The sequence below is a fragment of the Bacillus sp. es.034 genome (assembly GCF_002563655.1).
Lineage (GTDB): Bacteria > Bacillota > Bacilli > Bacillales > Bacillaceae_B > Rossellomorea.
The window spans coordinates 2932170-2943887 of the sequence record NZ_PDIY01000001.1 but is presented as its reverse complement, the minus strand read 5'-3'; the positions used below and the strand labels follow the sequence as shown (position 1 = coordinate 2943887).

Here is an 11718-nt window from a genome sequence, read left to right as displayed (position 1 = left end):
TACAGAAAGTGGCTTGAGATCAGAATGATAGACTAGTATTCTTTGCGACCGTCAAACACCACTTCCCTACGCTGGTCTCAACCAGATCAGGTTCAAAGGGTCTTAAAGTCGCACTTTAATCTCAGCCTTTTAGAAGGCACCCCTAGTGGATCGTCTTATGAAATTTTGTTTTCGATGTTATCGTATCATGATTGGAATAGTTGTCAACATAAAAAAAATAAATCACGATTCAATCACGCTTCCAAATTGGCTGTCGGACTCAATGACAGCCAAAGGTCCAGCATGATTCATTCTACAGAAAAAATTTTTTAAGAAAGATTTCGTTAAAGCAATCAAAAATAAACATTCAATACAATGAATTATTATAAACATAATGAGGGACGGACCTATAAGAAGGTCCGTCCCTCGGTTTATTTAAACCATCCTTTTTCTTTGGATTGTGTGATGGCTTCGATTCGATTTTTCACTTCAAGCTTATCAAGTATGGTGGAGATGTAGTTTCTGACAGTACCCGTTTTAAGCTTAAGTTCATCGGCGATTTCCTTTGTGTTCTTCCCGTCGGCAACGAGCTCGAGTACTTCTTTTTCACGGTCTGTGAGGGGATTTTCTTCGCTGTAAACATCATCCATCAGCTCCGGTGCATAGATACGTTTACCATCCATCACAAGCCGGATAGAGTTCGCCAGTTCCTCACTGGGACTGTCCTTCAACAAATACCCTTTCACTCCACCCTTTAGTGCCCGCTGAAAGTAGCCTGATCTGGCGAAGGTTGTAAGGATGATCACCTTACACTCGTCCCCTTTTAATTCCTCTGCTGCTTCAAGTCCCGTCTTCTCTGGCATTTCAATATCCATGATACAAATATCCGGCTTCAGTTCATGTACGAGGGCAATGGCTTCTTCTCCATTGCCTGCTTTTCCTACCACTTCCATATCATCCTCAAGGCTCAATAGGGACCCCAATGCGCCCAACAGCATACGCTGATCTTCCGCAATCACAATTCGAATCATTCCATTCCCTCCCTGTCTGTCTGCTTGATTACTTTCGGAACCCTCATGATCAAGGTGGTACCATCCACCGATACAATGTCAAGGCTTCCGTTGACAAATTCCAACCGCTCCCTCATCCCGATGAGACCACTGCCTTTGGACTGTGTGTAATCGCTCCCGATCCCCACACCATCATCCTTCACCACAATGGTCATCTCCTTATCCGATTCTTCAATGATCAATTCACAGGAGGAAGCCTTGCTGTGTTTCACCACATTGGTCACGGCCTCTTTCAAGCACATGCTCAAGATGTTTTCCAAAAAGAGTGAGGTTTGAGGAAGGGTGATGTCATCAGTCATGAGAAATTCGATCTCAGCCGCCTTCAGGAGCTGCTTGATCCTGACGATTTCATCTTTCAATCGAATCCCCCGCATCTGGGAGACCATCGTCCGGACCTCACTTAATGCGGTTCTAGCGGTTTGCTGGACGTCCTGTAATTCACTTCTGGCCTGCTCCGGATCTTTGTACACCAATTTTCTCGCAAGGTCACTTTTCAGTCCGATCAATGAAAGCTTTTGACCAAGTGTATCGTGCAGGTCCCTGGCAATTCTCTGACGCTCTTCCTGTTTGACAAGGTCCGATATCCGCTGATTTGCATCCTCCAATTGGTCTTCCAGCTGAACCTGTTTATTCCGATTATAAATATTGAACGGAAGCAGGATGACGCTGATCCAGATAATCAGAATGAAAGGAAACTGGGAAAGGAATAATTCATCCTGCAGCACAAAGTTATAATTGATCGATGCCGTCGTCAGGACAAGATGAACGATGTATAGGGTCAAGAATGCAACCCGGTTTTTTATATTACCGTTATAGTAAGCAATGTAAAAGGCAAAATAAATAAAATTAAACTGGATGGTCATGGTGATGGAGATCGCAATCAATATCGATGTCCATAAATAAACCGGCCAATCCTTCGAGATAAAAGCAAATCGTAAAGAAATAAAAAATGTAACGGTCAAGAAAATCCCCATCGCAATTTCAATCGTAGAAGAAGATTGAAAGATAAAGTAAAATGGCAGAATGCTGATAATACTCCATATGTATGGGGAAATACCTGAACCTCTTTGAATGTTGATTAATTTTTTCGGCATTTGCACGCTGAATACCTCTTTTGTTTTCAATGTTTTGAATATCTCTCCTATATTATGACATACATGCCCCTGATTTTCACATGTTGCCTATGAGAATTTATTGATCTTCAGGAGTGTATAAATACTAGTATTTTCGGTTTTGAATCCTTTTTTGCTTCTCCATGATCTCATAGGATTTGTGAATGATGTCTGTTAATACGTCACCTTTATAGACCCTACCAATTTTTGTGTTCTGCTGATAGTATTCTACAATTTCATCCAATTTCTCGTACGTTTCTTTATCTACCCTTACATTAAGTTGCATTCTTGCTTGATCTGACAAGGTTCGCCCTCCTATTCTATCAATATGATATCGAATGCTAGCACTTTGTTATCATAAGTATATCAGATGCTATTGCACATAAATACAGTTCAAATGTCATATTAATGTTGGAATAACGAAAAAGCCCGGGCAAACTTCACCCAGGCTGTTTTCCCATTTTAGTTGTATTCAATCATGACTGATACTGGATCGATATCCATCTCAACCTCGAGGAATGAATAATCATCCTTGTTCCCGTCCCGGTACCCCCAGAAACCTTCTGTCTGATTTCCTTTTCTGAAGGTAAGCTGAAATCCTTCACCTTGAGAAAAGCTAAAGCTTTTCACTACATCCTGACCATCGTTATCAAGGAGGCTATAGCTTAGGTAGTTTGCAAGTGTCGGGTGCGGAGTCAATACTCCCGTATGTGGTGCGGCGTTAAATTTGTAGTATTCATAGTCTTTTGTCGACATTTTGTGGTCGCTGATAGAGAATTCTTTCGATTCTACATTGTATTGATCACCTGATGTGATCCACGATAAACGGATATCTTTATACGTATGAGTGGATGGTGACAGATCTGACTGACTTAAATCCACCAGCGATACACCGCCTCTTCCTTTTACTTCAACCGTCTTGGATGCGTTATCCACGACCAATGCAGTGTCCTCATCGATTCCATATGATAACTCATTTTCGTTTCCATAGACTGCTGTCGTTGCAATCAGACGGCCCAATCGTGCTTTTTTATCAAAGTGCTGGTCAACGATGCCATATGGGAAAAATCCAAGTCCCTTCTCAATGTACCCGGCTCCTCCTTCTTGCTGGGACATACCATCATAGTTTTCCGTAAACCCCTTTGATAGTGTGTCGTAGCTTCCACCGCCTGCAATCATCACATCACTCATGATGGCGGCTCCTGCACTTGTACCACCAAGGACCGCTCCATTTCGGTAAATTTCCCACATGCTAGCGAGCGCCTGTGATTTCGCTCCATCATCGTTTAATAATGATTGTGTGATATTCGTTTGGTCGCCTCCCACAAACCAGATCCCATCATACTCCAGGATACGCTTTGCAAGATCAGGGTCATTCTTGTTGGCCATCCAATCTTCTTCATTTTCTTCCGTTCCTTTAAAGTCATGATTGGAGATAGGAAGGATATCGATGTTTTCCGCCGGTACGCCATAGGAGGTCAGATCCTCTTTAAAGGCTTGTGAGGACTTCAAGCTGGAGCTTGCTGCCGGGACGATCCCGATCTTCCCATTTTCACCGGCACGTTTAATGAATTCGTTATAAACCTCTTCATTGCTGCTGCCTAATGCCCCACCGACGATCACCAAGCTTCCTTTTGTTTCAGGATCAAATGAACTCTCGGGAATGTCGATTGGAGATTCCTTAAAGTCTTGTTGCAGCCGATCTTTCCCGCTAAAGTTAATGTTTACAGGAGACACATCCATTTTCACATGCAGGATGGAGTAGGAATCCTTTTGACCATCCTGATAACTCCAGTAGCCATTCGTTTCATCCGTTTGTTTGAATATAAGCTCAAAACCATTTCCTTTACTATCATATAGATAGCTGGATACTTCTTCTACCGCTTCATTGTCTACCAATGAATATGAAAGATAGTGCGGCAACGTCCCATAAGACGATAAGACCCCGGTGGCCCGCAGAGGTGTAAAGTTGTAATATTCATAGTCCTTTGTTTCAAGCTTATCCTCAGCTATGGTGAATTCTTTCGTTTTTACCTGTAGCTCATCACCCGGGGAGAGATAACTGATATCAAGATCATGAATCCCGTTTCCGTTAGAAGTTGAGCCTGAAGTATCTACAATGGTCACATTGGTTCTACCCAATACGGAAATGGTCCCTTCCTGGTTGTTCACAACCATCGCCGTATCCTCATCGATGCCATAAGCTAAATCATCAGCTGTTTTGTAACGTAAGGCTGTGGCAGCTAGCCTGCCGAGGCGGGAGCGTTCATTGAAATGTTGATCGACTATCCCCCATTGAAAGAATCCCAGCCCTTTCTCAATATAAACTGGTGCATATTCATCTTCCGGGTTTGATACGTCCTCTGTTGTAAATTCCTGACGAAGGCCTCCTAAGCTGTCTCCCCCCGAAATCATCACGTCACTCATGATGGCGGCTCCGGCGCTTGTCCCGCCAAGTACGGCACCTTTCCGGTAAATACCCCATATTTCTTCCAGAGCTTTCGTCCTTTCCCCATTTTCTTTCATCAATGTATCGGTGATTTTCAGCTGGTCACCACCGACAAACCAAATGCCTGTGAGTTTTTTTATCCTTTTGGTGATGTGATGATTTTCAGCGTTTTTCTTCCATTTACTTTCATCCTCTTCTGTTTCTTTGAAGTCATGAGAAGAGAAAGGAAGGATTTCAATGGATTTTTCATCTACTCCATAGGATATTAAATCTTCTTTGAATTGAAAGGAAGATTTAAAAGAACTGGAAGCGGATGGAATGATTCCTATTTTTGCTTCCTTCTTTCCTCCGGATAACTCAATGAACTTTTCATACACATCCGAGTTACTGCTCCCTAATGCCCCTCCGACAATCACCAGGTTCCCCTTAATGTTCTTTTCATTCTTTTTGGCCGTGATTCCGGTAGTGGCCATACTGCCAATCACTGCCAAAACAGTCAATACAACGATTCCTCTTTTCACTTTTCCCCAATAACCAAGCATCTACCATTCTCCCTTCCATTCATTCTTTCATAGGAGTAACATGCAAATTCCATGCCAACTCTTAAATCTCTGAATTATCAGTCACAAATGTAAGAATGGGTTCTAATTGGACCTTTCTGGCCACCCACATTTTCACCCAATAATAAAATAAGCATCATCCCCTTTTCTTCAGAAATGAAGGGGATGATGCTTTCGATACATTTTACGCAATATGCTCTTCGCAATAGGCAAGAAGAAGCTTCTCTTCGTCTTCTTCCAATTCAAAGTCCAGGAAGGACTCCGTGTTTCTTTCAATGATCGCAGATTGTACCAGCCTTGCTCCATTTTCGTCCCTGACAAAAATGGCTTTTATGTAAATACCCTGTTCCGAATACAGTTCATCGTCTTCGGGTACTTCAACATCAAGCATCACTTCATAACGATCACCGCTTAATATACCTGTTGGGTCTTTAAGTTCTTCCACATGATGACTAGTAATATTCATTTATCTATCTTCCTTTCAATATCAAACAAGTTTCTGCTTATCCTCCTATTATACACGTTCCATCCCCCATTTAAAAATGTATTCCCCCTCTGACGACTAAAGGATTTGAATAGGCTTCCTTCCCAAACTTCGCTATAATAATGGTAGATTTACTGTTTAAGGAGAGATTTGAAGTGAACTCTAAAGAAATGCAGGAGAAAATCATTCAAAATTACCAGAAGGACGAGCATATGATGATCCTTGTATTCGCACAATGGTGTGTGAATCACGATCTCGATCCCGCTGAACTTTATCAAAGGGCCTATCCCCAACAAGGAGATAATCCTGCCCTCCAGCAGGGAATCGAATTGACCGTGTCCAAAGAAGAATCCGAAGAAATTCCAGACACCACTATACTAGGCGTCCTATCCCTATTCGGGAATGACGACCTGGCTCATGTCGTTACAGAAGAAATCAATAAACGGACCAAGGAAAAAAGATAACTATCCATAGAGGGACGGACCTTGTTAAAGGTCCGTCCCTCTATTATTTCTTCACATAAAATCAAAGTAATAACGAATGATGTGGAAGAAGATGGGCGAAGTATAAGCAAGGCTGTCTACACGATTGAGGTAGCTCTCTTTTAACTCAGCCATTCTTTCTTGATTACCGATGAGAAGGTCGCGCTTCAATACAGATATAGTCAAGCTTCCGACAAAACCACTGATGCTGATGATGAGTCCTGACAGAATGCCGAATCGAATGTCCAAGGGGGTTAAAAAAGGATACAAGAAATACGACACTCCAGTTGTAACCACCATCGCCGACAGAAACCCTTCCCATGTAATAAAAGGATTGGAAGTCGGAACCACCTTCCTATTCCCGATGTACATAGAGACAACAAATTGAACGATATCGCTCACCTGGGTCAGCACGACCAGGAAAAGAACAAGATTAGCACCATATTCAGGACTCGCAATCTGGTAATATGCAAGGTGACTTAAACCAAACACCATCAGCATGATCCCCCATTGAGTAGAGCTGACGGAGCGAAGGAATCCCAGTGTCCCTTTTCCTAAAAGCCGGGGCAGGGGAAGCAGTAGAAATACGTAAACGGGAATAAATACTATGAACATGCCATACCATCCTATATAGATCCAGTAAAACTGAAGCGGGATCGATATATAAGCCCATAAGAATATCCGCCTGTCGGCTTTCCGTGTCTTCATCATCGAGAAATACTCTTTGAGGGAAAAGAAACATAGAACCATTAACGAAAACATGGATATAACAGGATTAAATAAAGTCGCTAAACAAAATACCACGAACATCCCCCACCATGTTTTCACTCTTAGGGAAATCCCTGAGAAGTCTTTTCCCCTCTGGTTTCTTTTGATCTGTAAAAACAAGACGTTGACAACGACCAATCCTATAAAGATAATAAATAAAGTCCAAATGGCCGAATCCATTTTCATGCCCCTCCTCAAATGAACGTATTCAAACGGTGCATTTATTGTATAATTAAGCATATGGGAAATTCTACTACTTTAAAAGAGGGAATGAGCTATGGAGAGTAAATATATTTTTATTTTATTGACGGATACAGGAACCCTGTTTACAAAGTCCATCAAAAAGTACACGAAAGCCCCATACAATCATGCGTCCATTTCCTTCGACCGTGAACTGACTGAGTTATACAGCTTTGGTCGCAAACATCCTAACAACCCCATAAATGGCGGTTTTGTCAAAGAGGATATCTTTCATGGAACGTACAGCAAATACCCTCATACCACTTGCGTCATTTATCAATTGGAGGTAACGGATAGGGACATTGATAAAATGAAGCGGGTATTAAACGTCTTTAAAAGGAGCCGCAAAAAATTCCTCTATAACATTCTCGGGGTATTCGGCGTATCCATGAATGAACCTATCGAATTCAGCAACTCCTACTTTTGTTCCCAGTTCGTAGCAGAAGTTCTTCAGCGTTCCGGTATCAAACTGTGGGATAAGCTTCCTGCGCTGATCACTCCGGAAGATTTCAGAAAGCACCCCCATTTCCACCTGGTCTATGAAGGTAAGTTGTTCGATTACGAGCCGGTCAAACAAAAAAGGGCAAAATAAAATCCCCCTCGGATTCGTTCGAGAGGGATCGTTCTTTTAGGACTCTTCCACAGTTTGTAGAAGGCGGAAGAGAAAATCATAAATAAGCTCGTAAACCGTAAGCATGGTTTGGCTTTCCTCAAAACCACGGTGATCATTCAACGTGAAATTCAAGTCCCACAACCCATCTTCCCCATTGAACAACAAATCATAAGAAGATACACCTTCAAGGAACTCGTCTAAATAATCCTCTATCTGACTCCGATACTTCTTTTGCAGTTTTAACCCAAGCATCGCATCATAAGTACCAAATACGTCGTCCACTTCCACGGAAACAGCATCCACTCCAATCAGAGCGAACCATTTGGATTCAAGAAAAACGAACTCGTTTTTATGTTGTTTCAAATAAGTGATTGGCTGATCCAGAAAGTCGTCAGATTCCTCCCCGATCAGTTCTTCGGTTTCTTTATCACAACGTTCAATATATGCACCCTTGAAGCGTGAATCTGCTTCCGGGGTGACAACTTCGTCAGCATCCAGTAAACCGTGATTTAACACATAGTCTCTCTCTTGTTTAAACAAAGGAACAGGGACCCCCGATCCTTTCGTTTCATCAATATATTGCTGTACTTTTTTCTGTAACATTGTATTCCCTCCACATGGATTGTTTCTATACTTTCTTTATGTACTACTCTAACTCCAAGTATACAGGACAATGATCACTGCCGTGAATATCCGAGTGTATTTCAGCTTTTGCTATGGAAGGCGCTAATTGTTCGGAGACGATAAAGTAATCAATCCTCCACCCGATATTCCGTTCACGTACTTTACTCATATAAGACCACCAACTAAAGGCGTCATCCTTATCAGGGTATAGATAACGAAAACTATCGACGAAGCCCTCCTGGAGCAGCAAACTCATTTTCCCCCTTTCTTCTACGGTGAAACCTGAATTCCCACGGTTTGACTTATCATTTTTCAGGTCAATTTCCGTATGGGCAACATTTAAGTCCCCGCATAGAATGACCGATTTATGAAAATTCAATTCAACTAGATATTCCCTTAAGGCATCCTCCCATTCAAGTCGTTCATCGATCCTCGAAAGATCTCTTTTCGAATTAGGCGTATAGACATTCACCAAGTAAAAAGAATCATATTCACATGTTATGATTCTCCCTTCTGGTTCCATTTCCTCATCACGAAACCCAAAAGAGACGGCTAGTGGCTTCTGTTTAGTGAAGACCGCGGTTCCTGAATACCCCTTCCTCATTGCGTAATTCCAATATTGGTGGTAACCCTTTAAATCCAAGGAAATTTGCCCTTCTTGAAGCTTGGTTTCCTGAAGACAGAAAATATCTGCATCTATGCTGTTGAAATAATCTAAAAACCCTTTTTTCACACATGCTCTAATTCCGTTTACATTCCATGATACCAATTTCATAGTAATCTATTTAACTCCTTTATTCTTAACGTTCATCCCTTATTATCCTACCATAAAATCAACAAACGCAATTAATTATACTGATATAGTATACTATTGTACGCATTGCTATTTTAATATAACTATGACCTTTCATTGAAATTTTTGCATAATAAAAACCATGCGGAAGCATGGTTTTTATCGTTTATTTTGATATGTTTAAATGAATTAAAAAGTTAATGTGACATCTGCGTCTTTCGCGAATTCAAGGAATGTGACTGCTCCACCCACTTCGATTCCATCCACAAATGCTTCTTTATCCAAGCCCATTACATCCATCGTCATTTGGCAGCCAATAAAGGAAACCCCCATCTCCTGCGCCATTTCCACTAACTCAGGAATGCCGGGTACATTTGCCTTGGCAAATCCTTCTTGGAAGTGTTCTTTTCCTTCAGGCCATATAATATACCTGCATGGGTATTTTGTTAACCCAATAAAGCGTGGTGATATAACGATCACCACGCATGGCTCTTGTCTCTATACACTACTTCTTTATAAACTCAGTTATTTCCTGAAAGATTCCTTCTCTAATCATATTCACTTTTGCAAAGTCCATGGCCTCTATATAGATGGATTCAAGTTGTTCACGAAGCTTCTTAGCATCTCTAAGATATGAGATTGCTTCATTCATTTTATCCTTATAGGCTTTTGTCGTCCGTTCGATATCCACAGCATATTTTTCATCTGTCCCCTCGGTAATGCATCTTTCATACATATCGATGATTTCGTCTGATTCCCGATCAGGAAAATATTCATGTGGTGCTGTGCTGTCAAATATAGCGATCCCTTTTTCTCTGATGATCAACATATCAAGACTATTCGGGTCAAATCCGCAATGATAAACTTCTACGTCATATCCTTTCACTTCTGCAGCAGAAGCAATTTTCTTTAACATCGTTGACTTTCCGGAACCTGCACGCCCTTTGATGAAGTAGCGCTTCCCGACATCCTCCGTTAAATTCTGAATGTAGTCAACTGCCCCATCAGGAGTAGCGGCACCCAAGAACCGATGTTTGACTATCGAGGATTTAGGAAGGCAGTTTTCTTCAAAAAAGAGTGAAATTAACTCATTTGTCAATTCATTGGCTTTTACGAAGTCCATGTTCGCAATGTAGATTTCTTCAATGTCATCATGTGCACTCAGGGATGACGCAAAGGTATGATAAGCTTTCTGAAAGAGTGAGGCAATGTTGTCATTTAAAGCAAGGATTTCTTCCTTGTGCCCGTTCAGTGCATCACGATCCCATGCCACTCCTAAATTTACATACTCTTCAATTACACCGGGTGCCTTTGGTTCAATAATATGAGGAGCTGTCCCATCTACAATCCCTACACCGAATTCTGGGAAGAGTACACCGTCGATGGATTGATTATCGGAAGCACAATGTAAATAGTCCACGTTTAACCCATTTTCTTCAAAACGCTTTCCAATTGTTTTCATTAACGAGGACTTCCCTGTTCCAGGACCACCCTTTAAGATATAAACCCGTTCTAATCCATCCAGTACTGAATCATATAGACTGTAGAATCCTTTTGCCGTATTCCCTCCAGCATAATAATGACGAATCTTCCCTGTCATGAAATCACCCTTTCACATCATTTATTTAAACATATGATGCGGGAACTAAATAGGTGAATACCCATATCTAAAGCGGAAGCGGCTTGGACATAAAAAAGCACTTCCACGAATGGAAATGCCCTTTTATATGTTTATCGGTGAATCAATCATCTCCGTTTAGAAAATCCCCGATTCCACCAAGTATACTTCCTTCACCCGTCGAACGGCCTCCACCTGGAGCATTTGCATAGATCCGCTCCGCTAACCGGCTGAACGGAAGAGACTGTATCCATACTGTCCCCGGTCCACGAACGGTGGCAAAAAATAATCCTTCTCCACCAAGGAAAGCCGATTTAATCTTACCAACGTATTCGATGTTGTAGTCCACTTCTTTTGTCATGGCTACCAGACAACCCGTATCCACCCGCAGCACTTCCCCCGGCTGAAGCTCTTTTCTATAAATCGTTCCCCCTGCATGAAGAAAGGCTAAACCGTCCCCTTCAAGTTTCTGCATAATGAAACCTTCGCCACCAAAGAAGCCGGTTCCCAATTTCTTTTGAAAATCGATTCCGACAGACACTCCTTTAGCCGCACAAAGAAAGGCATCCTTTTGACAAATCACTTTACCGCCTAATTCACTTAAATCGACCGGAATGATTTTCCCCGGATAAGGAGCGGCGAAAGATACATGCTTTTTTCCCATTCCCTCATTGGTGAAGACGGTCATGAATAAGCTTTCCCCTGTCAATATACGTTTTCCTGCCCCCACGAGCTTCCCGAGAAAACCTCCAGTCCCGCCTCCTTGGGAGCCATCTCCAAAGATCGTTTCCATACCGATACCATCTTCCATCATCATCATGCCACCAGCTTCGGCGACTGCACTTTCTCCCGGATCTAATTCTATCTCGACAAACTGCATATCATCCCCGTGCAATTTGTATTCTATTTCATGTGAATTCATTCCC

General features: G+C 41.9%; 12 protein-coding genes, 1 pseudogene and 1 riboswitch. Of the genes and pseudogenes, 2 read left to right on the top strand and 11 right to left on the bottom strand.

Annotated elements, in window-relative coordinates:
- Positions 1 to 46: 46 nt before the first annotated feature.
- A riboswitch (TPP riboswitch) is annotated at positions 47 to 154 on the bottom strand.
- Between the two features lie 256 nt (positions 155 to 410).
- From ATG71_RS15085 to ATG71_RS15065, 5 genes are all read right to left on the bottom strand, one after another.
- Entirely contained in the window at positions 411 to 1010 is a 600-nt protein-coding gene (locus tag ATG71_RS15085; protein WP_098440286.1) for a response regulator transcription factor, read from the bottom strand.
- On the bottom strand, positions 1007 to 2143 hold the full coding sequence (locus ATG71_RS15080; protein WP_098441855.1) for a sensor histidine kinase: 1137 nt from the start codon (positions 2141 to 2143) through the stop codon (positions 1007 to 1009). The genes ATG71_RS15085 and ATG71_RS15080 overlap by 4 nt, the downstream gene beginning before the upstream one ends.
- Before the next feature lie 124 nt (positions 2144 to 2267).
- Complete coding sequence (locus ATG71_RS15075; protein WP_098440285.1) at positions 2268 to 2465, bottom strand: hypothetical protein; 198 nt, start codon at positions 2463 to 2465, stop codon at positions 2268 to 2270.
- A gap of 158 nt (positions 2466 to 2623) precedes the next feature.
- A complete protein-coding gene (locus tag ATG71_RS15070; RefSeq protein WP_098440284.1) occupies positions 2624 to 5152 on the bottom strand; it encodes a cyanophycinase in 2529 nt (842 codons plus the stop codon).
- A gap of 202 nt (positions 5153 to 5354) precedes the next feature.
- Positions 5355 to 5636, bottom strand: coding sequence for a DUF6509 family protein (locus ATG71_RS15065; protein ID WP_098440283.1), 282 nt, complete (start codon positions 5634 to 5636; stop codon positions 5355 to 5357).
- A 173-nt stretch (positions 5637 to 5809) separates the two neighbouring features.
- On the opposite strand from ATG71_RS15065, the gene ATG71_RS15060 reads away from it, so the two are divergent.
- Positions 5810 to 6118, top strand: coding sequence for a hypothetical protein (locus tag ATG71_RS15060; protein ID WP_098440282.1), 309 nt, complete (start codon positions 5810 to 5812; stop codon positions 6116 to 6118).
- Positions 6119 to 6169: 51 nt separating this feature from the next.
- Here the strand turns inward: ATG71_RS15060 and ATG71_RS15055 are convergent, their stop codons facing one another.
- Entirely contained in the window at positions 6170 to 7084 is a 915-nt protein-coding gene (locus ATG71_RS15055) for a phosphatidate cytidylyltransferase (RefSeq protein WP_098440281.1), read from the bottom strand.
- A gap of 97 nt (positions 7085 to 7181) precedes the next feature.
- On the opposite strand from ATG71_RS15055, the gene ATG71_RS15050 reads away from it, so the two are divergent.
- Positions 7182 to 7736, top strand: coding sequence for a hypothetical protein (locus ATG71_RS15050; protein WP_098440280.1), 555 nt, complete (start codon positions 7182 to 7184; stop codon positions 7734 to 7736).
- 36 nt (positions 7737 to 7772) lie between these two features.
- On the opposite strand, the gene ATG71_RS15045 is transcribed toward ATG71_RS15050, so the two are convergent.
- From ATG71_RS15045 to ATG71_RS15025, 5 genes and pseudogenes are all read right to left on the bottom strand, one after another.
- On the bottom strand, positions 7773 to 8360 hold the full coding sequence (locus tag ATG71_RS15045; RefSeq protein WP_179886551.1) for a branched-chain amino acid aminotransferase: 588 nt from the start codon (positions 8358 to 8360) through the stop codon (positions 7773 to 7775).
- A 43-nt stretch (positions 8361 to 8403) separates the two neighbouring features.
- Positions 8404 to 9156 (bottom strand): exodeoxyribonuclease III, encoded by a 753-nt coding sequence (locus ATG71_RS15040; protein ID WP_098440279.1) that lies wholly within the window; start codon positions 9154 to 9156, stop codon positions 8404 to 8406.
- Positions 9157 to 9363: 207 nt separating this feature from the next.
- A pseudogene (locus ATG71_RS15035) lies at positions 9364 to 9591 on the bottom strand (DsrE/DsrF/DrsH-like family protein); the annotation flags it as partial.
- A gap of 88 nt (positions 9592 to 9679) precedes the next feature.
- Positions 9680 to 10774, bottom strand: coding sequence for a PRK06851 family protein (locus tag ATG71_RS15030; RefSeq protein WP_098440278.1), 1095 nt, complete (start codon positions 10772 to 10774; stop codon positions 9680 to 9682).
- 142 nt (positions 10775 to 10916) lie between these two features.
- Complete coding sequence (locus tag ATG71_RS15025; protein WP_098440277.1) at positions 10917 to 11714, bottom strand: TIGR00266 family protein; 798 nt, start codon at positions 11712 to 11714, stop codon at positions 10917 to 10919.
- Positions 11715 to 11718: the final 4 nt, after the last annotated feature.